This is a genomic window from Alistipes megaguti (assembly GCF_944320325.1).
Taxonomy (GTDB): Bacteria; Bacteroidota; Bacteroidia; order Bacteroidales; family Rikenellaceae; genus Alistipes; species Alistipes megaguti.
The window spans coordinates 96,544-119,662 of the sequence record NZ_CALUHA010000001.1; the positions used below are offsets into that span (position 1 = coordinate 96,544).

Annotated in this window: 22 protein-coding genes; 8 read left to right on the forward strand and 14 right to left on the reverse strand. The window is 62.5% G+C overall.

The annotated features are described in order from the left end of the window. Positions 1-143: 143 nt before the first annotated feature. From PUQ42_RS00375 to PUQ42_RS00440, 14 genes are all read right to left on the reverse strand, one after another. Positions 144-689: a KdsC family phosphatase gene (locus PUQ42_RS00375; protein WP_273369860.1), complete on the reverse strand. Its 546-nt coding sequence runs from the start codon at positions 687-689 to the stop codon at positions 144-146. Further along, positions 665-1,444: a Rossmann-like and DUF2520 domain-containing protein gene (locus tag PUQ42_RS00380; RefSeq protein WP_273369862.1), complete on the reverse strand. Its 780-nt coding sequence runs from the start codon at positions 1,442-1,444 to the stop codon at positions 665-667. Before PUQ42_RS00380 ends, PUQ42_RS00375 begins: the two co-directional genes overlap by 25 nt. A 17-nt stretch (positions 1,445-1,461) precedes the next feature. Then, on the reverse strand, positions 1,462-2,766 hold the full coding sequence (locus tag PUQ42_RS00385; RefSeq protein WP_273369863.1) for a YhjD/YihY/BrkB family envelope integrity protein: 1,305 nt from the start codon (positions 2,764-2,766) through the stop codon (positions 1,462-1,464). 40 nt (positions 2,767-2,806) lie between these two features. Then, entirely contained in the window at positions 2,807-3,952 is a 1,146-nt protein-coding gene (locus tag PUQ42_RS00390) for a THUMP-like domain-containing protein (RefSeq protein ID WP_273369864.1), read from the reverse strand. A gap of 18 nt (positions 3,953-3,970) precedes the next feature. Further along, complete coding sequence (locus PUQ42_RS00395) at positions 3,971-5,449, reverse strand: ComEC/Rec2 family competence protein (protein ID WP_273369865.1); 1,479 nt, start codon at positions 5,447-5,449, stop codon at positions 3,971-3,973. Between the two features lie 33 nt (positions 5,450-5,482). Next, positions 5,483-5,890, reverse strand: a complete 408-nt coding sequence (locus PUQ42_RS00400; protein ID WP_122119988.1) for a structural protein P5 — start codon at positions 5,888-5,890, stop codon at positions 5,483-5,485. Further along, positions 5,871-6,323, reverse strand: coding sequence for a phage holin family protein (locus PUQ42_RS00405; RefSeq protein ID WP_273369866.1), 453 nt, complete (start codon positions 6,321-6,323; stop codon positions 5,871-5,873). Before PUQ42_RS00405 ends, PUQ42_RS00400 begins: the two co-directional genes overlap by 20 nt. Further along, positions 6,298-6,771 carry a DUF6712 family protein gene (locus tag PUQ42_RS00410; protein ID WP_087311535.1) on the reverse strand — a complete coding sequence of 158 codons (474 nt, stop codon included), beginning with the start codon at positions 6,769-6,771 and terminating at the stop codon, positions 6,298-6,300. Before PUQ42_RS00410 ends, PUQ42_RS00405 begins: the two co-directional genes overlap by 26 nt. Before the next feature lie 79 nt (positions 6,772-6,850). Then, the gene (locus PUQ42_RS00415; RefSeq protein ID WP_122119985.1) at positions 6,851-8,077 is read right to left on the reverse strand and encodes a phage portal protein; all 1,227 of its coding nucleotides are present in this window, start codon (positions 8,075-8,077) and stop codon (positions 6,851-6,853) included. A 72-nt stretch (positions 8,078-8,149) separates the two neighbouring features. Beyond that, on the reverse strand, positions 8,150-9,127 hold the full coding sequence (locus tag PUQ42_RS00420) for a hypothetical protein (RefSeq protein ID WP_087311539.1): 978 nt from the start codon (positions 9,125-9,127) through the stop codon (positions 8,150-8,152). Between the two features lie 84 nt (positions 9,128-9,211). Beyond that, positions 9,212-10,081, reverse strand: a complete 870-nt coding sequence (locus tag PUQ42_RS00425; RefSeq protein ID WP_273369869.1) for a Clp protease ClpP — start codon at positions 10,079-10,081, stop codon at positions 9,212-9,214. 5 nt (positions 10,082-10,086) lie between these two features. Continuing rightward, positions 10,087-10,347, reverse strand: a complete 261-nt coding sequence (locus PUQ42_RS00430; RefSeq protein WP_273369870.1) for a hypothetical protein — start codon at positions 10,345-10,347, stop codon at positions 10,087-10,089. After that, a complete protein-coding gene (locus PUQ42_RS00435; RefSeq protein WP_273369872.1) occupies positions 10,344-12,704 on the reverse strand; it encodes a hypothetical protein in 2,361 nt (786 codons plus the stop codon). The genes PUQ42_RS00430 and PUQ42_RS00435 overlap by 4 nt, the downstream gene beginning before the upstream one ends. Beyond that, positions 12,695-13,666 (reverse strand): hypothetical protein, encoded by a 972-nt coding sequence (locus PUQ42_RS00440; RefSeq protein ID WP_122119982.1) that lies wholly within the window; start codon positions 13,664-13,666, stop codon positions 12,695-12,697. The genes PUQ42_RS00435 and PUQ42_RS00440 overlap by 10 nt, the downstream gene beginning before the upstream one ends. Before the next feature lie 456 nt (positions 13,667-14,122). On the opposite strand from PUQ42_RS00440, the gene PUQ42_RS00445 reads away from it, so the two are divergent. The 8 genes from PUQ42_RS00445 to PUQ42_RS00480 all read left to right on the forward strand — a co-directional run bounded on the left by PUQ42_RS00445 (position 14,123) and on the right by PUQ42_RS00480 (position 23,109). Continuing rightward, complete coding sequence (locus tag PUQ42_RS00445; protein ID WP_273369873.1) at positions 14,123-14,680, forward strand: MqnA/MqnD/SBP family protein; 558 nt, start codon at positions 14,123-14,125, stop codon at positions 14,678-14,680. A gap of 75 nt (positions 14,681-14,755) precedes the next feature. Continuing rightward, entirely contained in the window at positions 14,756-15,739 is a 984-nt protein-coding gene (locus PUQ42_RS00450; protein WP_087311551.1) for a magnesium transporter CorA family protein, read from the forward strand. Positions 15,740-16,138: 399 nt separating this feature from the next. After that, a complete protein-coding gene (locus PUQ42_RS00455; protein WP_087404558.1) occupies positions 16,139-17,608 on the forward strand; it encodes an oligosaccharide flippase family protein in 1,470 nt (489 codons plus the stop codon). Between the two features lie 3 nt (positions 17,609-17,611). After that, entirely contained in the window at positions 17,612-18,757 is a 1,146-nt protein-coding gene (locus PUQ42_RS00460; RefSeq protein WP_087311555.1) for a DNA polymerase III subunit, read from the forward strand. A 12-nt stretch (positions 18,758-18,769) separates the two neighbouring features. Beyond that, on the forward strand, positions 18,770-19,270 hold the full coding sequence (gene folK / locus PUQ42_RS00465) for a 2-amino-4-hydroxy-6-hydroxymethyldihydropteridine diphosphokinase (RefSeq protein ID WP_087404559.1): 501 nt from the start codon (positions 18,770-18,772) through the stop codon (positions 19,268-19,270). A gap of 8 nt (positions 19,271-19,278) precedes the next feature. Continuing rightward, positions 19,279-20,244, forward strand: a complete 966-nt coding sequence (locus PUQ42_RS00470) for a hypothetical protein (protein ID WP_087311559.1) — start codon at positions 19,279-19,281, stop codon at positions 20,242-20,244. Positions 20,245-20,276: 32 nt separating this feature from the next. Next, positions 20,277-22,283: an Ig-like domain-containing domain gene (locus PUQ42_RS00475; protein ID WP_239403318.1), complete on the forward strand. Its 2,007-nt coding sequence runs from the start codon at positions 20,277-20,279 to the stop codon at positions 22,281-22,283. Between the two features lies 1 nt (position 22,284). Then, positions 22,285-23,109 carry a porin family protein gene (locus PUQ42_RS00480; RefSeq protein ID WP_273369875.1) on the forward strand — a complete coding sequence of 275 codons (825 nt, stop codon included), beginning with the start codon at positions 22,285-22,287 and terminating at the stop codon, positions 23,107-23,109. The last annotated feature ends 10 nt before the right edge of the window (positions 23,110-23,119 follow it).

Consider the following 23,119-nt stretch of genomic DNA (forward strand, 5'->3'; position numbering starts at 1 on the left):
GCCGCGCATGCTGAAATGAAAAGATCCCGAACTTCGCGTTCGGGATCTTTTTTTGTGACTGATTACAGCCGTATATTCCGGGGTCGGTCGTATTTCGGGCCGGGGCTTTTAGGCGGTCGACGGATCGGTCGGCACGGGATCGGTCAGCACGAGGCGGCCAGCGACGAGGGGGTCACGCCGTGCGAATCGCGCGCCCAGTCGCCGTGGGTCCGGAGCACCTGTTCGATGATGTCGCGCACGGCACCTTCGCCCCCTTTGAACTCCGAGACATAGCGCGAAGCCTCGATCACCTCGGCGGCGGCATCCGACGGGCAGACCGGAATCCCTACTTCGCGCATACACTCCAGGTCGGGGATGTCGTCGCCCATGTAGATCACGTCGGAGGGCGCCACTCCCTCGTTCCGGAGGTATTCGTGCAGCGCCGCGATCTTGTCCATGCAGTCGACGTAGTAGTGGCGGATCCCGAGCATCCGGAGCCGGTGCTCGAGCGTCTTGCCGCGTCCTCCGGTGATGATGCAGACACGGTAGCCCAGTTTGATGGCGTAGGCCAGGGCATAGCCGTCCTTGGCGTTGTAGCGGCGGATGAAGTCACCGTCGACGGTCGGGATGATCCCGCCGTCGGTCATCACGCCGTCGACATCGAAGATGAAGGTCCGGCAGCGTGCTATCTCTTCCTTGAAGTTTGCCATATGTTTTCGCTGATTTGGGTATAGATCTCCTGTAAGGTGGGATCGCCGTCGAGCAGGGCGAGGTGCCGCTCCTGTGTGACGGTGTCGTTGCGCACGGCGGGGCCCGTCTGCACGTCGCGCGGCGAGCGGGCGTCGCAGGCTTTGGCCGCGGTCTCGGCGATCAGGGGTTTGAGCACCCCGAAGTCGAGTCCGGCGCGGCGCACCGTCTCCTCGCCGAGGGCGTACATGTGGTTGGCGAAGTTGCAGGCGAAGACCGCCGCGAGGTGTACCCGGGCGCGTTGCGCCGAGTCGGCCCAGAGCACCGTGCGGGAGAGTTCGCGGGCGAGGGATTCGAGTTCGGCCCGGAATCCGGGATCCGCGGTTTCGAGAAAAACCGGAATCTCGGAGAAATCCACCGGGCGTCCCTTCGTGAAGGTCTGCATCGGGTAGAAGACCGCGCGGTGCGCGAAACGCTCGGGGATGGTTTCCAGCGGTACGCTTCCGGCGGTGTGGGCCACGGCGGCCGATGCGGGGATCGGGAGCGCGGAGGCCACCTCGGCCACGGCGCGGTCGCTCACGGCGATCAGATAGAGGTCGGCCGTGCGGTCGAGTCCGGCGGGGTCGTCGCTCCATCCGCATCCGGCGATGCGGGCTACGGCGGGGCCGCGCTCCGGGTTCCGGGCCCAGATCTGTACGGCTTCGAGACTGCTGGCGGCGACGGCGCGGGCCAGGGCCTCCGCCAGATTGCCGCTTCCGATGATGACGATGCGTTTCATGGGGTGTGTTTCGGGATTCATAGCAGGTCGCTCAACCGGGCATTGTTCGATGAATGGCGGACCTCCTCTTTGAGGCTCTCCACCTCCTGGTTCATCCGGGCCAGTTCGGGGGTCTGCCCGAGGTCGAGTGTGGCCTGCCCCGTCCGTTCGACGGCTTCCAGAATGCCATAGACGGTCGTCGACGCAAGGTCATGCGCCGGGGTGAAGGCCACGTCGCGTTCGCCGTCGCCGCTGCGCACGGCGATCAGCTGCCCGGCCTGCACGAGCTGGAAGAGCACGTCATTGACGATGCGGGTCGGGAGTCCGAGGCGTTCGCGGATCGTATCGGTCGAGAGCGTTCCTCCGTGGTCGCGAAAATTCCGCGCCACGAGGATCATCACCGCGAGGAGCACCTTGCGGCGCTGGTCGTAGCTGATCCGGAGGGATTCGCGCTCCTCGGCGAAGCGGCTGATGTTCTGGTAGGCGAACGAGAGTTCGCCGCCGAAGAGGAGGATCTCCCACGAGGTCTGCATCCAGATGAGGAAGAGCGGCAGGGCGGCGAAACTTCCGTAGATGGCGTTGTAGGAGGTCATCCAGCGCTGGACGTAGACGTAGCCCCACTGGAAGAGCAGGAAGATGGTCCCGGCGACGATTCCGGCCATCAGGGCGCTCTGGAACCGCACCCGGGCGTTGGGGATGATCAGGTAGAGCAGGGTGAACATCGTCCAGATGACGACCATCGAGGCCAGGCGGGAGAGGGTCGTGAAGTACCACTTGTCGTAGAGGCCCAGGACTTGCTCGATGTAGTTGCCGACAGCATTGGCGAGGATCCAGAGCACGGGGACGATCATCACCACGGCGATGTAGTCGGTCCACTGACGGGCGATGCTTCGTTCGACCTTGACCTCCCAGATGTTGTTGAAGGCGTTTTCGATCGACCCAAAGACGCGGATCACGGCCCAGAAGAGCATCACCAGGCCCACGGCGGCCACGACGCCGCCCTGGGTTCGGGCCAGGGCGTTTTCGGCGAATCCGACGATGTAGTCGACGGTTTCGGGGTGTTGAGGGAAGAGCTCGTAGAGGTTTTCGACGAGTCCGTCGGCGAGGCCGAATCCCTTGACCACGGCGAAGACCAGGGCCAGGAGCGGCACGAGCGACATGAGCGTGTAGAAGGTGAGCGCTGCGGAGCGGACCAGCGTTCCGTGCTCGACCAGCCCGCGGGCCGTGTAGAAGAGTAGCCGGTATTGCTGTACGAGCCACCGCACGACGGGATTGCGCCATTCGTTGATGTCCTCCCGGAAGATCGTATCGGTAAAGTAGGTGAAGAGTTTTCGGAGTATCATGGGCTCGGTCCGCCATCGCGGTGCTATTCGACAAAGATAGCTATTTTAGGCGGATCGCCCAAAAATCGTTCCCGATTTTCGTGAAGGCCATCCGCAGGTCGGCGCCGGGACGGGTGCCGAGGCGCCGCATGAGCTCCTCGGCCGGGAGCGGGAAGTCGCGTTTGAGGAGTTCGAGGCCGCGGCCTTTCAGTTCTCGCTTCAGCTGCTTCGGGTCGTAGGGCTCGATCCGCTCGACGGGCAGTACGCGCCCGATGATGCCGTGCGGCTCCTCTTCGGCGAATCCGAATCCGAGGTCGCTCCAGCAGTCGGCCTTCCCGGCCAGATGGAGGCGCGTGAGGCGGGCTTTCTGGAGGGCGACGTCCGGGACCACCAACCAGTGGTAACGCGCCGGATCGAATGCCGGGGCTTCGGGCGCGGCGGCTCCGGGCCGGGCCGAGAAGCTCCCTGTACCGAGCGCCGTGGCCGTAACGAGCGGTCCCGAGCCGTCGGCATAGACCACGACCTCCTTGCACTCGTCGCCCGACGAGACGACCTCCACGCGGCTTCCGGGAAAGAGCCGCAGGGCCTCGTCCACATCGAACAGCGGGGAGTTTTTCAGGCAGAGCCGCGGCGCGATCCGGTCGATCTCCGGTTTCAGGGCCACGATGTCGGGCGAGCAGGCTTCGAGCCGCACCTGCTTGCGTCCTTCGGCCGAACGGCGGTCGGGATCGGCATAAACCCAGTCGAAATGCAACCCTTCGCGGCCGAGAAACTCCTCGGCCGAACTGTTTACGACCTCGATATTCGCAACTCCCATTCTCGAAAGGTTGTCGGCGGTGATGCGGGCCAGCAGCGGGTCGCGTTCGAGGGCCACGACGCGGCGGAAATGCCGGGCGAGATGGAGCGCATCGACCCCCAGTCCGCAGGTGAGGTCCAGCACCGTGTCGCCCGCGATGCGTTTGTGGGCGGCCGCGGCTTCGCTCGAGGCCTGTTCGAAGGCCCGCGGAGGCAGGATGCACTGCGCGGCGGCATACGTCGGGAGTTTGCGTTCGGCGCGTGCGAGGTACTTGACCTGCGTGGCGACAAGCCGGGCATGGGGAACCGTCCGGTCGAGCGCCACCTCCAGCGGGTCGCGGCCCCGGGCGGCGGCAATCGCTTGCCGGAGCTCGTCGCTACGGAGCAGGTCGTATTCCTCGGCGGTGATCATGGGTCGAAAGCGTTTGTTTTACGGACGCAAAGGTAGGCTTTTTTTCGGTTCCCGGCACCCTGCGGCGAGCGTTGCAAGAAGGAAAACCGCATAGAGGAGTATGGTGGGAGCCTTTTCGAGCGTATAGTCGGTTGTGCCTCCGGGCAGTGCGGCGGTCGCCCGGGCCAGGAAGTTGACCGCTTCGGCGGCCTTGCCCGTCACCAGCCCGAAGAGCGGCGCAAGCCATCCGACGGGCAGGAGCATCCAGAGCGCACCGCCGAATACCACGACCCCGGCCAGCAGGATGGCCACCGGATTGACGACCAGCCCGGCCAAGGGAACTATGCCGAAGGTGTGCGAGACGAGCGGAGCCGTAGCCAGTGTGGCCGTCAACCCGATCACGTAGGCGTCGCTCACGGCATTCAGCCATCGGTGGCGGGTCCGGCACCTGCGGCAGAGGGGCACACCCCAGAGGAGAATCCCTGCGACGGCGAGGAACGAGAGCAGGAAACTCAGGTCGCCGATCCAGTTGGGATTCCAGAGCAGCATCCCGAAGGCCGCCAGGGCCAGGGCATTCATTCCGACATACTCCGACGCGGAGGCGAGTGCGGCCTGGAGGAAGGTGCACATCACGGCGGCCCGTATGGCGCTGGGCGGGAATCCGGCCGCGGCGACAAAGAGCCAGATGGCCGCCGCTGCGAGAAGGTTCTTCCAGAGGTGCCCGCGCCGCAGCAGGGGCAGCCACCAGAGCAGGGCGTTCACCACGACGAAGACAATCCCCGTATGGAGCCCCGATACGGCCAGCAGGTGCGAAAAACCGCTTCGGGAGTAGACAGTGCGGAGTTCGGCGGGGATTCCGCGCCGTTCGCCCGCAGCCATCGCCTCGACGACGGCCCGGGCTTCGGGAGCCATCGGCAGACGGTCGAGACGTTCGACAGCCCGGCGGTGCAGGGAGGCACCCCGGGGCTCCTCCCGGTCGAAGATCGCCCGTTCTCCGATCCACAGCGTTCCGGCATAGCCCCTCCGTTCCATCAGCTGCCGGTAGCTCTCGGCTCCGCCCTGGAACGGCCTCACACGACCCCGGCAGCGGATCCGCTCTCCGTCCCGAAGCCGGATCAACGAATCGGCATAGAGCCGGATCCGGCTCTCCGAAGCGTGCCAATGGCCATTCGCCGGGTCGCGCCAGGCCGTGACTGCGGCATCGGCGACCGAATAGCGCTCCCGTTCGACGGGAAATCCCTCCACGACGACTTCGTAGAGGGTGTACACCTCCCGGGGGACCGAAATTTCGGGAGCCCGGAGTTGTGCCGCGGCGAATCCCGACGTGAGGAGCATCGCCACGGCGGCCGCTCCCGAACGGAAGAGGAGAGCCACGATGCCCGTACAGACGAAAGCCCCTGCGAGAAACCACAGGGGCAGTTCGTACACTCCGGCCAAGGCAATCCCCGCGGCGAAGGGTGCGAGGAGCTTGACCATCGGCATCCGATTGAGCCGATCCAGCAGGCAGGCGATTTTCATACCTGCAAGATAATCAAAACAGACGAAAAAAAGTTATTCGGGTGACAGAAAAAGCTCCCATCCGTCGGCCACCTGCCGTATGTCGGCCGGGGCCCCGTTCTCCACGCGCGAGATGGCCGCCGCCAGCGGGATCATCGTTCCGGCGTCGCGCGTGTCGAGCGGCTCATCGGGGTCGATGCCCGTATCGGCGGCCACGGCGCGGATGTAGAGGTCGGTATGGTTCTCCGAGGGCGGGGCCCAGCGGGAGATCATCCCGCGGATGGTGTCGAGCCCGTAGCGGATGCGGTAGGTGTCCAGCAGGACGAAGATGGCCCGATAGCCCCAGGCCAGCGTTTCGAACTGCTTGAAGTCGGGGTCGCGCGAGGGACGCACCTCGCCCCGGTAGCGGACCTTCGAACGGCGGATATTGCCGGGATTGCGGTTATCGAGTCCTCGTGCCATCCTCTTTTTCGTCGATTTGCAGTTCTTTCTCCATCCGGCGTTTGGCATAGCGGCGCAGCCAGCGGAAGAGCGGGGCTTCGGAGAGCTGGGCGGCATTCTCGAGGAACGACCACAACTCTACGCCGCAGGTGAATCCCGTGAAGAGCTTGGCCAGATTGAGCTGCATGAAGTCCAGCACGCAGCGATCTATCAGCCAGGCCATGACGATGGCCGTCAGGACGAGAGCCGTCTTGAGGACCGTGCGCCAGGCCTTGCAGCTTTCAAAATACCATTTCCGGCCTTCGCGCCGGGCGACGGCCCGGTCGGCGAAGACCCCCGAGAGGAAGTCCACGCCGATGAAGAGCATCGTCGTGATGACCAGCGGCTGGATCGGGGCGAACAGCGCGGCAATTCCAGCCGCGATGCCGCTAACGAATCTGTACAAAGCCTCCATCGGTCGTACAGCGTTTCAGGATGTTCCGCTCGGGGCGGTATTCGGGGAACTCTTCGCGGTGGCGGTCGAGGTACCTGACGGCCCGGTGCAGCAGCGAACGGGCTTCGGCACGCAGCGCCCGGCACTGGCGGCGCCGGGCCTCTTCGTCGGCGGGCTGGCCCCAGGAACTTTTCGGGGCCGAGGTGCCGCACTGCCCGGTGCGGATGTCGAGCCGCGGTTGGAGCATCAGCCGCGTGAAGAGGGCCAGCGGCCGTGCGAGGTAGCTGTCGCGCAGGTCGGCATAGTCGCCGGCGAGGAGCCGTTCGTGGAGTGCCGGGCCGATTACGGGGAGAAGATACCGCTCTTCGGCGGCGGCGATGTCGGCCTCGGAGAAGGTGTCGGGCGGCAGGTATTCGCCGCTTCCGAAGGCCTGTTGCAGGAGTTGGGTGGTGGTGATGAGGGTATTCATGGCGTGAAGGGGTGTTTGCGGTGCGAGGGACCGGGTGATGGCCGCCGGTTGAAACCGGCAGCCACCGCCCGGCGATCCGTCAGCCGATGCTGGTGACGTTGTATTTGGTGATTTCGGAGAGGTAGTACTGCTGTCGGGGATCCTCCGGGTCGTAGTCCAGACCGTCGGCCTTGCGGGCCTCCCAGACCTTCATGTAGATGGGCTTCGAGCGGGTTGGCGGGCGGTTGACGATCTGCAGCGACGAGGTGTCTGCCCCCAGAATCGTGCCGATGACGCTGCGGATCGGCTCGGTGAGTTCGGCCTGCTCGGCCAGAATCACCGTGTTGAGGGCCACTTCGTACTCGTGGAGGATGCGTTCGGCGTTGAATCCTGAGGCGTAGTCCAGTCCGCTCAGGGTGCGGAACCAGGAGTGGGCCACGACGATGTCGCCGACGGCCTGTTCGTGCAGTGCCTGCCAGTCGCCCTCGTTCTGTGAGGTGATGGGGATGAATCGCGAGTTGTCGTCGTCGCCTCCGTCGCGGATGACAAACATCACCTGTCCGGGATTCCCGGCGAACTTGCGCTCGGCCATGCGGACGATGCGTTCGGCCTCGGCCTCGTTGTCGACCGTCGAGTCGAGCATCATGACGCCCGACAACTGGAACGAGTTGTCGAGCCGCGAGATGTTCCATCGGTCGGTCTTGTAGGCGATGGCCGAGACGCCGAATCCGGCGATGTAGGGCGGCACGCCATAGTGTTCGAACGTGGGTTCGTAGTCCTTGTAGTGGATCATGGCGCGCAGGGTTCCGTCCTGCTGGGGTTCGAACGTCGGGTAGAGGGGCAGGGAACGTGCCTCGGCGGGTTTGAAGGCGGCCCAGTTGTGGTGGAGGAGGATGTGCTGCGAGTCGCGGGCGACGCGGCAGCGCGAGGCGTCCTGGTGGTAGAGCGAGAGGAACGAGTGGTCGGCATCGGTGACCACCTCGAGGAAGGCGTTTCCGAACAACGCCTTGTCGAAGGCCAGTTTGTTGAGGATCTGCCGCAGGGTTTCGCCCGAGCCGTTGACGCGGCCGATGAACTCCGCCAGGGCGGGCTGGCGGGCTTCGTCGCAGATGACGCCCTTGCCGGAGATGTAGTCGGCCTTGTCGTTGATGATTCGGCGGTGGGTGGTCGATCGGCGGGCCATCAGGGCCAGGGCCTGTGGGAAGAGGTTGTCGTCGCCCCAACGCCAGAAGTGGTCGTTTTCGACGCGTGTCGACCCCAGCACGGCGTAGGGATCCGTCCGGTTGGCGACGCCCACGGCGGTTTTGAAGTGTTTCGGTTTGCTCATGACGTATTTGCGGATTTCGGAGGGGCTCCCCGTCCCGGCGGGTCCGGCGGCGGGGAGGCTCCGTGTGGGTTGTTACTGTTTGTAGGCGTAGCCGATCAGCTTCTCGTCGAGGAGCAGACAGCCGGCCATGAAGACCGCGCGCTGACGGTTCTCCATCTCGTCGGGGTTGTACCACATGCGCACCTCGTTTCCGGGCATGTCGGCCGTATTGACGGCCATGACCAGGTTGCGGCGGTCGGTGAGCAGGGCGAACGACTGGTGGAGCGACGTTTCGGCCAGATAGCTGTCCATTCTCACGTCGATGACCGGGATGCCGTGGTAGGCCAGTTGCGGACGGCCGTTCACGGAGTCGATGTAGGCGGCATCGACGCCCTTCTCGTCGAGATACTTCTCGTAGAGGTAGCAGAGGTCCGAGGAGACGAAGTAGGCCAGCTGACCGTCGGCCTTGAGGTCGCGGATGCGGGGATCGGCGCTGTTCCAGAGCTGGTCGAAGATTTCGGTGACGTAGCTGTTCTGGGCGAGGTTCTCCTCCGAGTAGGTGAAGTCCTCGATCGATCCGGAGGTGGCGCCGTCCTGGACGAGTTTGAGGAATCCGTCGAAGGTGTTGTAGCCATCGTCGGCCGAGGAGTCCCCGGCCCACATCGTGGCGCGGATGTTTTCGGCCAGGGCCTGGCGGAAGAGTTCGGTTTCGGCCTGCTCGAGGATCGTTCCGGAGAGGTCCTCCATGTTGACGTCGACGATCGACGAGATCTTCTCGTAGACCATCGAGAAGTAGTCGGCGGCCGAGAATCCGAGTTCGGCCTTCACGCGCTTCATGTCGATGGCCTTTTCGGTTCGGGTCGGTGCGGTGCTGCCGCTCCAGCCGGCCGAGGTGAACTTCTGGAGGATGTTCCGCTGGCCGTCCCAGAGCTGGACGTGGGCGTTGTGCGGCATGTTGTAGAGGACGCGTACGCCCAACTCCTTGGCCGACTGCCCGGTCAGAATCGGGCGGAAGAAGATGTTCTCGAGATCGGTACCGGTGTACTGCTTCGAATTTTCAAGATAGGTCATGGTGTTTGTTTGTTTTTGAGGGTTTATGATTCGGTTGCGGGCGCAGGACCCGTTTTTTTGCAATTTCGCGGGGCGGTGCCGGGGTCAGTTCCGGAAACATCGGGCATCCTCGGCATAGGCGCGTTCGTTGGCCGAGCGGATTGTGTCGCCGAACGAGGGGTCTTCGACCGGCAGTACGCGGGTCGGACCGATCCGGCGGCGGGTCTCCTCTGCGGCGATCGACGAACGGCGGTGCAGCTCCTGGAGTTCGGCCTGCGAGTGGAGGATGTTTCGGTCGGCGACGCGTTTCGGTGCGGATCGGACGCCCAGTTCGGAGAGCAGCCGCTGCCAGCCCCGCGAGAGGTTCTGCGCCAGGGAGGAGCCCGTCCGGGCGGGTTCGATCACCCGGTCGGCCAGCCCTGCGGCGATCGCCTCCTCGGGCGAGAGCCAGCGTCCGTTTCCGTTGTTTTCGCCCATCAGCGCGAGAAACTTCTCGGCCGGGCGTCCCGATCGCGAGGCGTAGACGGCGGCGATGCGGGCGTCGGTCTGCTGGAGCAGCTCGACCTCGGAGGCGATTTCGGCGGCGTTGCCCTCGGTCGAGCAGATTGCGTTGTGGATCAGGTAGAGGGCATTCTCCGAGATTTCGCGGCACCCCTCCGAGGCGGCTTGGGCGATGATCGTGGCAGCCGAGGCGGTGTATCCGTAGCAGCGGGTGACGATGCGTGCGGAGAGCTGGCGCAGGGCGTCGAGGATCAGCAGGGCATCGTTGACGTCGCCGCCCGTCGAGCGGATGTTGACGATGACCTGCGGGGCGTCGATTTCGGTGATGCGCCGCAGGGCGTCGCGGAATCGTTCATAGGTGGCGACCCGTGCGTCGGGATCTTCGAACTGCCACTCTTCGGGGATGCCGATCGTGCCCTCGATGTCGATCTGGCACACGTCGGCGGCGTTGTTGATTTGGATTTCCGATTTCATGATTTTCAGTGTTTGGAAAGGAGGTAAAAGGCGTTTCTAGCTTTTTCGTAGGAGCAGCAGAAGCGGTCGGCAACCACCTCGAAGGCTTCGCAGCGGGGCATGCCCTGCCGTTCGAGCCGTTCGATTTCGTCGCGGATGGCGCGGCGTTCGCAGGCGCGGTGGTCGATCATTCCGCTTTCGAAGAGCGCGAGGACGGCCTGGCGGGGAGTCAGGCCGCGCACCTGGCGCAGGAGGTCCTCGCAGAGTTGTTCGTCGAGACGTGTCATAACTGGTCGATGCGTTCGAAGGTGCAGCGGGTCGAGGCTTTTCGGGGGTCGTATTCGTCGATTTGTCGGAGAATGGCGCGGACGATGCCCTTGCCGGTGTCGATGCGGAAGATGGATCGGATGTCGGGTCCGCCGACTCCGGGTGAGAACAGCTCCTCGAATTCATGGGGTTCGATGTGAATCCAGAGCGAGACGCGTTCGCCGATGGCCTCTCTCAGGAGCTGCCGGTCGTAGTACCGGTGGAGACCTTCGGCTCCGTCGCGGTCTTCGAATCCGAGGGTGAAGGGTTCGGTCGATTCGTCGCCGGGGTAGAGGAATGCCGCCAGCGGATATTCGTTGCGTCCGGAGGGGTATCCCCATCGTTCGTCCTCGGGCAGGGGAATGACGCCGGCGTAGCGGACGATACGCGGGGTGAAGTTCGTGCCGTCGTCTTCGGCATCGTCGCGGTCCCCGACCTGCAGCAGCCGGGCCGAGGGGGCGTTCAGGTAGTGTCCCGTCGAGCTGAGCGTCGGGGCGAAGAGCGGGTTGCGGAGAGTCTTCTCGCCCATCATCGTGGCGCACGAGGGGGATGCGTAGCTCCAGGCGCCGAGTGTGGTCTGCTCTTCGGAGTTGAACCGGGAGACGGCGCCGTCGCCTTCGAGGAATTTCCAGGTCCGTTTTTCGTGGACCGAGGGGGCGGTCTGCTCGCGGACGACGGGGCGTGAGAAGTCGGTGCGGCGGCTCCAGTCGATCTCCGGCGCGGCGCCGTAGAAGTCGACCTCGGGTTCGATCCATACGGTGCGGGTCTCCTCTTCGGTGTAACAGCGCAGGTTGAAGAGGTGGAAGAGACTCTCGAGCAGTTCGGACTGGCGGATGTTGTGGCGGGCGACATCCGTGAAGTCGATCGAGGAGCCGAACGCCGGTCCGGGTTGAAAGACGGGCCGCAGCGAACACTCCTTGTGCAGGGTCAGCTTCATCTCCTCTTCGGCTCCGCCGAAGTAGATGAGGTTGAAATACTTGGGAGAAGTCGGCGATACCTGTTCCGGAGAGCTTCGGAGCCGGACTTCGACGGTTGTTGTGCCGTATTCGCCGATGTATCCGTTGTAGAGAGCCCAGTCTCCGGTGTAGGGGACCCACTGCCCATTTTCGTAGACGGACAGTTTGAGGTTGGATAGCTGTCCCGTCGCGGGGCTGTTGATTACGACCGTTCGTGCGGAGAAGGTGGTCCAGAGGGTGTCCTGAGCGACGCCCCGATTCAGGGTCAACCGGTATTGGGCACCATCCTTGTGGTCAAAGACGATTACCCGGTAGGTGATGTTCCTGGCGATATTGTCGCGTTGGTCTTGGTATCGGTTTGCCAGCGTGAACTGGAATTCGGATCCGGATCCGAGGTAGATGGTGTCGAAACCGATGAGGCGATCCCGGGAGAGGATTCGGTGATAGGTGGTATATTTGAGGTAGTACTCGAATCCGACGGTGATTTCGGAAGGGGGCGTGAAGCAGATCTTGCCGTCGACCGTCGAGAAGCAGTTTCCGTTGTTGTAGAGGCCGCTGATGGCTAGGCCGTCGTCGTCGATGCTCTGCGGGGTGGCCGTGTCGACGATATTGCCGAGGGTGTTGGCGATGGCGTCGGGGTTTGCCACGACGCGTCCTACCTCGTTGGCCTCGGCGGTGACGGAACCGAGTCTTCGGGCGGCGAACCCCATGCGGTTGACGGCGGCGGCGGTGTCCCGGGTGGCGTAGGCGCCGCTCATGTAGAGCGAGCGGAAGAGGTCGGACTCCAGGAACCGGCTTTTGACCTGATAGCCGGACTGGGCGAAGATCTCGTCGACGAGCGATGCGACGTGGAGGAAGGGGTGGTAATCCTCCACGGCAAGGAAGCGTTCGGCGGGGAGCAGGTCGGTGGAGCTGTTCTGCTGCTCGTACTGGTCGTGGTGGACGGGGAAGAACTTGACGGGCGAGTCGTTCGTCCAGCTCTGGCAGATCATCGTGGGGGTCAGTTGGGCTTTCCAGTCGATTGGCAGGTCGTCCAGCTGGCGCCAGGAGGCCTGTGAGGCCCAGTCGGCGCCTCCGCTGCGGATTTCGATTTCGTAGCTGTCGTCTCCGACGGAGAGGAGTCGGACCGACCCTTCGATCAGCCGGGCCCCCTCGTAGGAGAGTTCGGCGGAGTGGGTCGTGTCGTTGAACCGGAAGGCGGTCTGCGCATCGTCGGCCCAACCGAGCAGGGAGTTGTTGCGGGGAGAGAAGGGTATTTTGAGCGTCAGAGAGCGCCCTTCGCGGGCGGCCTCGATGGATTCGGCCTCCGTGGCCGCATATCCGGGGACGGCGATCGGGACGGTTCCCGGATCACAGATCTGTCCGTCGATTTTCAGCTCCATGACGAGGCGGTTTTGGGACGAAAGGCCAGCTCCAGAGCGCAGAGTGTACCGTGCTGTTGGATGACGACCTCATCGGTCAGGATGTCGATCGGGGTGTAGATGTCCCTCTTCAGGGCCCAGACGTTGCGGGCCGAGGTGAGTTCGGCAAGGGGTTCCAGCACTTCGGGGAGTTCGAAGGCCGAGACGATGGTTGTCTTGCGGAGGGTTTCGGCGGCGGTGACCAGATACCCTTCGTGGGATTCGGTGCGGAGTTTTTCGACGAGCAGCGAAGTCTGGCGGACCGTGGGAAAGGAGTAGTGTTCGATTGCTCCGGTGTGGGATTCCCAGGCGAGTCTGACGGCGTTCTGTGAGGCGGGGATCACCGTGTAGACGATGCTCTCACCGATGCCCGTGTCGACCGTGATGGTATCGCAGTCGGGGAAATCGGCCGTGTTGAGTCGGAAGACCTGCCATCCGTATTGCGAAGATTCGAACTGTTCGGCGACGGTCGAGTCGCGTCCGGATCCCGAGACGAGGACGGTGCAGCAGTTGTTGTTGAAGATGGAGATTTCGTCGGCTTCGCCGGCCGGGATGAGCCGGTTGAGGGGCATTGCGGTTCGCAGTCCGGAGGATTGGGCGCTTTGATCGCCGGGGATGAAGGTCCGGGTCTCGGAGGTGAGTTCGATGGTCTCGCTGCCGGGGTGCAGGGCCTCGACACAGGCCCGGATGAGGCGGCCGTCCGTTGATTTGAAGCCGGTTTTGCCGGTTGAGGGGGTGAATGCCATGACGGACCGGATCCGTGCGGCGACGTCGATGTCGGCCTGGGAGACATTGACGAAGCGTTTGCCGCCCAGGAGTCGGTTGGACTCCGTTTTGCGGATGCGGAGGTCGATGTTGTCCGGCGCATCGAGTTGAAGCCCGAAAATGGCCGGTATCCCGGCTCCAACGGGCGCGTACGCGTCTGGATACTTGTAGAATTGCATGGATGAAGGTTTTAGAGGAGTGGTTCGGAATTGTCTGGGTCTGTTGAGGGTTCTGAGGGGCTTCCGGATACGGATCGGGAGTGGCTGGAAGTCCGGGCGGCACGATGTCCGGATGGAGTCTCGGCGGGTTGGAAATTCGGCTTGGCGGAGGGCAACGGACAGTATGTCCGGGGGCACCGGAGCGAACGACGGCCTTTGTGTTGACAACCTGTCAATAAGTTGTCTACAATTTGTTCATGATTTGGAATAACTTGCGGCAAGTATCTCGCGGATTGCGGATTGACACATGTTTATAACTTGCCGACTGAAGGCCTCAACCTGTGAATTGCAGGACAAATATACGACACCGGCCACCCCCTTGTCAAGAGGAGAACGCACTTTTTCCAAAAAATATGGAAAAATTTCCGGAATTTTATCGTACCTTTGTTTCACGAACCAACATTATATACCTTATGGATGATGGTCACAGTTCCGCGTATAGCCATTGTGTCGTGCCTGAGCACGACGCCATTCATTTATGGTATCCGACACGAGGGTAACCTTCGTGCGGAATTGTTGCTGTCTACCCCTTCCGAATCCCTCCAACGTTTCGTCGACCGCCAGGCCGACATCGCTCTGATCCCCGCTGCGGCCTACCCGACGCTGAAAAGCGCGCGTCTGGTTACGGAGTATTGTGTCGGCGGAGTTCCGGCGTCGCTCGATGCCCTGCTCGGAAGCGACGATCCGCTCGTCGAGGCGTGGAAACCCTACGCGCATCTTCCGATGGCCTTTGCACTGTGGGTGGCCCATCCGGAGGTGGAGCCCGAGACGGTCGAGGCGCTGCAGTATGCGCTGACCTACGGTCTGGAGCGGGGTTATGAGGCCATTCTCGAATCGCCCTATGCCGATGATGCGGGGGGTGCCTACGAAGGGCTGGCCCATTTCGACTACATTTTTGACAATCAGAAAGACAAGGCGCTCAAGAAGTTCTGGGACTCGGGCCTGAAGGTGGCCCCGAGGACCAATCCGGGCTGAAGAGGTTAGCGCGGGCCACGGGGTCCGCCTCTCTGTCCAGGGATTCACGAACTGTCAACGATTAGAGAGCCTTACATGATAACCATCTACCTCAAACAATACAACAAGATCATCCGGAATGCGGATACGAAGCTCTTCGACGAGTTGGGTTACGACGACATTCTGTGGATCGACATGTTGTCTCCCACGATCAAGGAGCAGAAGGCGGTCGAGAATTTCATGGAGATCAGCCTTCAGACCAAGCAGCAGGTCGAGGAGATCGAGTCGACGTCGAAATACTCGGAGAACGAGAATTCGATCGTCTCGAATGCGAATTTCTTCATCCCGACGGGTGATTCGTTTATCGTCGAACCGGTTTCGTTCATCATCTCGAACGAGGGTGTGCTGGTTTCGGTGCGCAATGCGGAGTTCCGGACCTTCCGCGAGACGGAGAAGCGGCTTCAGATGAACTACCGGAGCTACTCGACGGGCTATCATCTGTTCATCTCGCTGCTGGAGGTGCGCATCGACTTTGATGCCGACCTGGTGGAGCTGATTGCCAAACAGGTTGCGGCGCTTTCGAAGGACATCAACTCGGAGGATTCGATCGACAAGGAGGTACTGCACCGCATCAGTGCCCTTCAGGAGAGTACGATGTCGTTGCGCGAGAACATCTTCGACCGGCAGCGGGTGCTGTCGGGCATTCTGCGTTCGGAGCGTTTTCCGAACGATATCTACCCGCGTCTGCAGCTGATGATCAAGGACGTGAATTCGCTGATCAACCATGCGGACTTCAGTTTCCAGCGTTTGGACTACATCCAGGATGCGGCGCTGGGTCTGATCAACATCGAGCAGAACGGCATTGTGAAGATCTTCTCGGTGGCTGCGGTGATCTTCATGCCGGCGACGCTCATCGCGTCGATCTACGGCATGAACTTCAAGACGATGCCCGAGCTGGAGTGGACGTGGACGCTTTCGAACGGCTGGGTCATTCCGCTGGGTTACCTTTTTGCCATCGCGCTGATGATCATCGCGTCGATCCTGACGATCTGGTTCTTCCGCTACAAGAAGTGGCTCTGAGGAGGTGCGTGTAAGGCGTTTTCTTACGGGCGACGTTGCCGGATCGGGCGACGTCGCATGCCTTTGCCGGCGGTGCTGACCCCTGCCCCGGTTTTCTCTCCGGTTTCTCCTTGGGCCCTCGCCGTCTTCTGTACCCGGTCTTTTTACCCTCCTTCCCCTCGGCCCGCATTCAGTCCGTCCTGTTGCCATACGTCCGGCCTTCATGCAGTCCGGTTCCGGCTCGCTCCTCCCCGACTCATCTCTTTCGTCTGCCGGCCGTTGTGCGGCGCTGTGCGGTGTGCTTCCGGTGTTGTTCCGGACGGTGGTGGCCCGATTGTGCCCCTCTTTCCATGAAAGAGGGTGAAATGATGCGGGCAATCCGGTTAAAATTTGTATCTTTGCTGCCTATATAGCCTCAGTATGCTCGAAAAACTGGCCAAACAGACTGCCGTCTACGGCATCAGCACCATCGTGGTGCGCTTCCTGAGCTACCTGCTCACGCCCTACTATACGCGGGTGTTCGGACAGGAGACCTACGGAATCGTCACCGACGTCTACGCGCTGATTCCGCTGGCGCTGACGCTGCTGACGATGGGCATGGAGTCGAGCTACTTCCGCTTTTCGGCCAAGGCCGAGGAGGCGGGGGGTGACGTGGCGGGGGCCAAACGGCGTCTTTTCGCCACGACATGGGGCATCACGTCGCTGGCCGCGGCGGTCTTCTTCCTTCTGATGACGCTTTTTCGCGGAGGGGTTGCCTCGCTCATGGGCGAGGCCTATGTGGCCCATCCGGAGTATGTCGTCTGGGTGGCGCTGATCATCCTCTTCGACGTGTGGGGCTGCATTCCCTTCTCGCGGTTGCGCGAGCAGGGGCGGGCGATGACCTTCGTGGGGTTGAAGGCGCTGAACGTGGTGCTGAACGTGGTGCTGGCCTTCGGATTCGGAGCGGCGGGGCTTTTCCGGACGGATTTCGGCGTGGGATGGGTTTTCGTGGCCAATCTGGCGGCGAGCGTAGTGACGTGGCTGGCGATCCTGACGACCACGAACCGCACCGTTCCGCGGATCAACTGGACGCTTCTGGCGGCGGTTTTCGCCTATTCGCTGCCGCTGCTGGTCGGGGGACTGGCCGGCACGGCCAACGAGTTCATCGACCGCCAGCTGATCAAATACCTCGTTCCGGAGGGCTCGATGGCCCAGCTGGGGGTCTACGGCGCCATCACGAAGATCGCCGTGGTGATGATGCTCTTCTACCAGATGTACCGGCTGGCGGCGGAGCCTTTCTTCCTGTCGAACTTCAAGAAATCGGACTTCGTGGCGATGAACGCCGCGGCGCTGAAATACTACGTCATGGCCTCGATGGTGATCTTTCTGGGCATCGCGCTCTTCCGCGACCTCTTTGCGCTGATCGTGGGGCGGGATTTCCGCGAAGGGATCTTCATCCTGCCGGTGGTGCTGGGGGCCAATGTGCTGACGGGCGTGTGGCTGAACCTCTCGTTCTGGTACAAACGCGAGGAGCGGACGTCGCTGGCCATTGTGGTGACGGGTTCGGGACTGGTTGCCATGACGCTCTTCGGCTTCGGCCTGATCCCGCGATGGGGTTACTACGGTGCGGCCTGGGCGCGTCTGGCCAGTGAATCGGTGATGGTTGCCGTGAGCTGGTGGCTCAACCGCCGCTACTTCCCGACACCCTATCCGTGGGGACGGATCTGGGAGTATGTCGTCGTGGCCCTGGCGGCCTTTGCGCTGTGCGAGACGATGTCGCGCCTTGTGGACAATATGTTTGCGGGCTATGCGTTTAATATAGTGATCTTTGTGGTGTACGGGCTCTACCTGATCCGTCGCGAGCGGATCGACGTGGGGGCCATGCTCCGCGCGGTACTGAAACGGGGTTAAGGGATGCGCTTTGCGGATATCATCGGACAGGAGGATCTGAAACGGCATCTGACCCGCTCGGTTGATGCCGGACGGGTGAGCCATGCGCAGCTCTTCACCGGGGCCTCGGGCTACGGGACGCTGGCTTTGGCGGTGGCCTACGTGCAGTACCTCTGCTGCCGCCACCGCCACGACGGGGACTCGTGTGGCGAATGCCCGGACTGCCGGCAGATCGAGGCGCTGGCCCATCCGGATCTGCACCTGGTCTTTCCGGTCAACCGGCAAGGCAAGAAGTCGGGCGAGGCGATGCTGAGCGACGAGTTTCTGCCGCAGTTCCGCGAACTGTTCGCCGAGCGGCGGGGTTACTTTTCGCCGCAGGAGTGGTACGACCGGCTGGATCTGGGCAAGACGCTCAAGGGGATGATCTCGGCGCGTGAGGCGGACGAAATCATTCGCAAGCTGTCGTTCAAGAGCTTCGAGTCGGACTACAAGACGATGCTGGTCTGGCTGCCGGAGACGATGAACGAGGAGGCGGCGAACAAGATTCTGAAGATTCTGGAGGAGCCTTGGGAGCGGACGCTCTTCATTCTGGTGAGCGAACGTCCCGACCGGCTGCTTCCGACGATTCTCTCGCGGACGCAGGAGGTGTCCGTGCCGCGCATCACGCCGGAGGTGCTCGAGGCCGAGGCTCGGCGGCGGGGGGTGAGCGATCCGCAGCAGGCGCACAATATGGCGCGGCTGGCGGGGGGCGACGTGCTCGAACTGGGGCACCTGGTGGCGGGCGAGAACGACGCGCTGCGCAAGGAGTATTTCGATCTCTTCTGCAGTCTGATGCGTCTGAGCTATAACGACAAACACCTCGAACTGATCGGCTGGGCCGAGGAGGTGGCGCAGCTCTCGCGCGAGCAGCAGCAGGGCTTTCTGCGCAATGCGGCGCGGCTGCTGCGGGAGAGTTTCATGCTCCATGCGGGGATTCCTCAGATCGGCTACCTGTGGGGCGAGGAGCTGGCCTTCTGCTCGAAATTTGCGCCGTTCGTCGGGACGCAGAACATCGAGCCGCTGATTGCGGAGATCGAGCGGGCGGGGGTGCAGATCGCGCAGAACGGGAATCCGACGATCGTATTCACACATTTTGCACTCACGGTGAGCAAGATGATAAAACATTTGTAGCTTTGTAACGGTATGGCACGAGTGGCATTGTTAATGGGCGGCAACCTGGGGGACGTGAAGCGGACCCTCCAAACGGCACAACAGTTGATCAATTCGCGGGTAGGCGCGGTTCTGCGCTGTTCGCACCGTTACGAGAGCGAGGCGTGGGGCTTCCGGAGCTCGACGCGCTTCTCGAACCAGGCGCTGGAGGTCTCGACCGACCTCACGCCGCACGAGGTGCTGGACGCCTGCCAGGCGATCGAACGGGACCTGGGGCGCAACCGGGCTGCGGAGGCCATCGAGAAGGCGACGTCGGGTGCAGCCTACTGTTCGCGGCCGATCGACATCGACGTGATCTTCTACGACGACGTGGTGCTGTCGGACGAACGGTTGACACTGCCCCACCCGCGGCTTGCCGAACGGGAGTTTGCGCTGGTTCCGCTGAACGAGATCATGCGCCAGCGGCGGCATCCGGTGACGGGGCTGACCGTGGGAGAGATGTTGGAACGGCTTCGCAACGAAGAGAAACGATAACACGCCGGATGAAACGCATCGGGTACATACTGCTGACGGGACTTGGGCTGCTGGCGTCGGGGTGTTTCAAGGACACCTCGATCCGGACGAACTATATCCTCAAGCCGCTGTCCCAGGCCCTTTCGACGGATCCCTACACGCCGTTCGAGGGGCTGAAGGCCTACTCCTTCGACGCCGATACGGCGCTCTATACGGTGTCGAGCTACGAGGATGCGCTCAACGGCGTCATCAGCCTGAAGGGGCGGCCCTCGGAGCGGATCACGACGCCCGTGTCGACGTCGGCGCCCTACGAGCGGGAGGGGACGACAGGGTGGGTGAGCCTCGAGCTGCGGTCTCCGACGCAGATGGTCGTGGCGGTGGATCCGGTCCACCGGCTCTACGCCTATACGCAGCAGGAGGTGGAGGTGAATCTGCCGAACCTCTACGTGGCTCTGACCTTCCGGACGTGGAAGGAGGGCAACTCCTACAAGGACGGCAACTGGAGCTATTACAACGAATTCTATGCGCCGCCGGTCTACCGCGACTGCTACGTGGATGCGAAGGCGCAGCTGAGCGAGGGGGCCGCCGAGACGGCCATCTCGAAGATGGAGGTCTACGCCTATGCGGCCGATACGACGGCGTGGTATATCGCCTCGTACGACGATGCGGTGAGCGGTCGGATCACCTCGAAGGCCGACACGACCGACACGCGGACGATCCCGAGTTTCCGGGGCTACGCCGACAGCGGCACGGGCCTTTACAAGATGTCGGTCAGTGCCGGGAGTCTGATGGTGGTGGTAGCGGACCGCAGCGACCGGATGTACGCCTATACGCAGCAGACGGTGGATCTCACGCAGACGGATGCGCTGACCTTCCCGGCGCTGGTGTTCCGGCCGTGGCGGGGGCTGTGGCACGATGCGACGGATACGAACGGCTGGCTGGTGGTCAATCCGACCTATGATCCGGAGGCCGAAAAGCAAAACCAACAACCATGATGAGACGGGAGACACCCCATAGCGCCGGGAAGATGAATTTTCTGCGAGCGGTCGTGTTTTTGCTCTTTGCCACGGCCTTTCTGAGCCGCTGTGCGAGCACGATGACGCCGACGGGGGGTCCTCGGGACTCGCTGCCGCCGGTGATCGTGACGATGCTTCCGGACAACTTCACGACGAACGTCCCGACGGTGAACTACGGGAAGATCTACATCGAGTTCAACGAGTTCGTGCAGATCAAGGACCAGCAGAAGGAGTTCTTCACCTCGCCGCAGATGAAGAAGAAGCCGACGATCACGATGCGTGGCCGCGGCATCGTGATCCAGATGCGGGACACGCTTCGTCCGAACACGACCTATGCGCTGAATTTCGGCAGTGCGATCCGTGACAATAACGAGGGCAATCCGCTCTATTCGATGCGTTACGTCTTTTCGACGGGCCCGGAGATCGACTCGATGGTTATGTCGGGCTATACGGCCGACGGTTACCGGGCCGATTCGGTTTCGAAGTCGTTCATCTGGTTCTACCCGGCCGATTCGGTGAAGGATGTGGCGGAGTATGACTCGACGCTCTTCAACTACCAGCCGGCGGTGATCGGGCGGGCGGAGAACAACGGCATCTTCATTGCGCAGAACCTCAAGCCGATCCCCTACCGGATCTACGCCGTGGAGGACAAGAACGACAACCAGATGTACGATCCGGGAACCGACCAGGTGGGCTTCATCGACGGGGTGTGGAATCCGGCCGAGATGCCCGACTTTGCGATGTGGTACGATTCGATCCGGCAGTACGTCTCGGCCGAGCCGCAGCTTTACTTCCGGATGTTCACCGACCAGGCCTTCAAGCGTCAGGTGCTGTCGGAGAGCCAGCGTCCGAAGCAGCACCAGGCGATGCTCTACTTTTCGGCGGCGCATCCGGTGATCCGGTCGCTGCGATTCGACAGCATTCCGGAGGATCGGGTGATCGTCGATCCGCAGACCGTCGGCAAGGATACCATCGCGCTGTGGTTCAACGTCCCGTCGGCCGAGCTTCCGGATACGATCAAGGGTCAGCTCGTCTATCTGAAACACGATACGCTGAACCGCCTGCAGCCCGACACGACGCAACTGAAGCTTTCGTGGCGGCTGATCGAGACCAAGGAGCAGGAGCGTGCGCGGGAGAAGATCGAGCGAGCCCGGAAGAAGGCCGAGACGGCGGGCGAGGAGTTTGTGGAGCCGAAGCAGGAGAATCCCTTCGTCTTCAACATGCCGACGTCCGGGGATCTGAATCCGGAGAACCACCTGACGATCGACTTCGACTACCCGCTGGTCGAGGCCGACACGTCGCGGATGCTGCTGACGCGGCAGCTGGAGGACAATACGATCGAGGATGTCCCGATCCACATGGTCCACGACACGGCGATGCTGAGGCGGTGGTACCTGCGTGCGGATTGGGTTCCGGGGGGGCAGTATACGCTGACGATCCCGGACAGTGTTTTCCGCGACGTGGCGGGCTACGCCAACGACTCAATCGTGGGGAAATATACGGTCTACGATCCGGAGAAGTTCGCCACGGTGAAGATCCACGTTGCGGCCCGGGATCCGCAGATGCGCTACATCGTGCAGCTGCTCGACGGGAGCGGGACGCTGAAGCAGGAGCGGCGCGACGTTGTTGCGGGCGACATCCAGTTCAACTACGTGCCGGCCGGGGAGATCAAGTTCCGCATCATCGAGGACCGCAACGGCAACGGCAAGTGGGATACGGGCAATCTGGTCGAGCGTCGCCAGCCGGAGCGAGCCGAGATGTATGTCAACGCGGAGGGTGAGGATACCTTTGCGACGAAGACCAACTGGGAGATCGAGTTCACGATGGATATGGACCGGATCTTTGCTCCGGTGACGATGCAGTCGCTGTCGCGGATGCTCGACGAGCGGGAGCTCCAGCGCCTGCGCCGTGAGGCGGAGAAGCGGGCCAAGGAGGGTCCGAAGAAGAAGGAGCAGCCGCAGAATATGAACAACAGCAGCTTCGGTTCGGCCGGAAGCATGTTCAGCAATTTCAGATAACATGACAGGAAGACGACATATGCGGATATGGCTGCTGTCGGCGGCGGGACTGTTAGCCGTCGAAGCGGCCAGTTCGCAGCATACGCTGGGCGTCATCGGGGGCTACGGCATGGGCAACGGACGATTTGACCCGAAGCAGGAGACGCGGGCGCTCTGGGGTCTCTACAGCGGGGGTCTGACGTGGCGTTACTACGGTCATCAGCGTTTCGTGGGGGGCTTCGGCGTCGATCTGGAGTTCCAGCAGCAGGCCTATTCGTTTGCGACGAACGCCTCGCAGGTCGACGAGAAGGAGACGGCCAACTATCTCTACTATACGCGACGGATCAATTCGGTGGTTCTTCCGGTGGTGTGGCAGCCGCACGCCTATCTGCTTCGGAACCATGTCCGGGTCTATCTGGAGGCCGCGGCGACCTTCTTCTACAACTTCTCGTCGACGTGGGAGCAGGAGTATTTCATCGACACGCAGACGCGTGAGAAGGGGACCGAAGGGGGCACCTATACGTTCAAGGTGCCGCGCGACAACCGCTGGGGCTACGGTCTGGCGGGGGGCGGCGGCATCGCGTTTCTGATCCGGTGCTTCGAGCTGAACTTCCGGGTTCGCTACTACTTCGGCTATTCGGATATCGTGCGCAACCGCAACCGTTACTACGACAATGCCGACGACGGGCCGGAGAACCCCTTCTATACGACGCCGATGCGATCGCCGCTGGACAACCTGACGATCTCCGTCGGATTGAGCTACCGCTTCAACAAGGAGGGATTCGAGACGTGGAAGCCGCGGCCGAAACGCGAGAAGAACAAGGAGGTATTCAAGTTCGGACTGTAAAACGAGGAAA

Bases quoted from the DNA above. Each gene is read 5' to 3' on its own strand.
- PUQ42_RS00375 (WP_273369860.1), bottom strand. From the start codon at position 689: ATGGCAAACTTCAAGGAAGAGATAGCACGCTGCCGGACCTTCATCTTC.
- PUQ42_RS00455 (WP_087404558.1), top strand. From the start codon at position 16,139: ATGCTCGAAAAACTGGCCAAACAGACTGCCGTCTACGGCATCAGCACC.
- PUQ42_RS00385 (WP_273369863.1), bottom strand. From the start codon at position 2,766: ATGATACTCCGAAAACTCTTCACCTACTTTACCGATACGATCTTCCGG.
- PUQ42_RS00415 (WP_122119985.1), bottom strand. From the start codon at position 8,077: ATGAGCAAACCGAAACACTTCAAAACCGCCGTGGGCGTCGCCAACCGG.
- PUQ42_RS00400 (WP_122119988.1), bottom strand. From the start codon at position 5,890: ATGGCACGAGGACTCGATAACCGCAATCCCGGCAATATCCGCCGTTCG.
- PUQ42_RS00470 (WP_087311559.1), top strand. From the start codon at position 19,279: ATGAAACGCATCGGGTACATACTGCTGACGGGACTTGGGCTGCTGGCG.
- PUQ42_RS00395 (WP_273369865.1), bottom strand. From the start codon at position 5,449: ATGAAAATCGCCTGCCTGCTGGATCGGCTCAATCGGATGCCGATGGTC.
- folK (WP_087404559.1), top strand. From the start codon at position 18,770: ATGGCACGAGTGGCATTGTTAATGGGCGGCAACCTGGGGGACGTGAAG.
- PUQ42_RS00420 (WP_087311539.1), bottom strand. From the start codon at position 9,127: ATGACCTATCTTGAAAATTCGAAGCAGTACACCGGTACCGATCTCGAG.
- PUQ42_RS00450 (WP_087311551.1), top strand. From the start codon at position 14,756: ATGATAACCATCTACCTCAAACAATACAACAAGATCATCCGGAATGCG.
- PUQ42_RS00445 (WP_273369873.1), top strand. From the start codon at position 14,123: ATGATGGTCACAGTTCCGCGTATAGCCATTGTGTCGTGCCTGAGCACG.
- PUQ42_RS00380 (WP_273369862.1), bottom strand. From the start codon at position 1,444: ATGAAACGCATCGTCATCATCGGAAGCGGCAATCTGGCGGAGGCCCTG.
- PUQ42_RS00435 (WP_273369872.1), bottom strand. From the start codon at position 12,704: ATGGAGCTGAAAATCGACGGACAGATCTGTGATCCGGGAACCGTCCCG.
- PUQ42_RS00480 (WP_273369875.1), top strand. From the start codon at position 22,285: ATGACAGGAAGACGACATATGCGGATATGGCTGCTGTCGGCGGCGGGA.
- PUQ42_RS00405 (WP_273369866.1), bottom strand. From the start codon at position 6,323: ATGGAGGCTTTGTACAGATTCGTTAGCGGCATCGCGGCTGGAATTGCC.
- PUQ42_RS00475 (WP_239403318.1), top strand. From the start codon at position 20,277: ATGAATTTTCTGCGAGCGGTCGTGTTTTTGCTCTTTGCCACGGCCTTT.
- PUQ42_RS00425 (WP_273369869.1), bottom strand. From the start codon at position 10,081: ATGAAATCGGAAATCCAAATCAACAACGCCGCCGACGTGTGCCAGATC.
- PUQ42_RS00430 (WP_273369870.1), bottom strand. From the start codon at position 10,347: ATGACACGTCTCGACGAACAACTCTGCGAGGACCTCCTGCGCCAGGTG.
- PUQ42_RS00440 (WP_122119982.1), bottom strand. From the start codon at position 13,666: ATGCAATTCTACAAGTATCCAGACGCGTACGCGCCCGTTGGAGCCGGG.
- PUQ42_RS00390 (WP_273369864.1), bottom strand. From the start codon at position 3,952: ATGATCACCGCCGAGGAATACGACCTGCTCCGTAGCGACGAGCTCCGG.
- PUQ42_RS00460 (WP_087311555.1), top strand. From the start codon at position 17,612: ATGCGCTTTGCGGATATCATCGGACAGGAGGATCTGAAACGGCATCTG.
- PUQ42_RS00410 (WP_087311535.1), bottom strand. From the start codon at position 6,771: ATGAATACCCTCATCACCACCACCCAACTCCTGCAACAGGCCTTCGGA.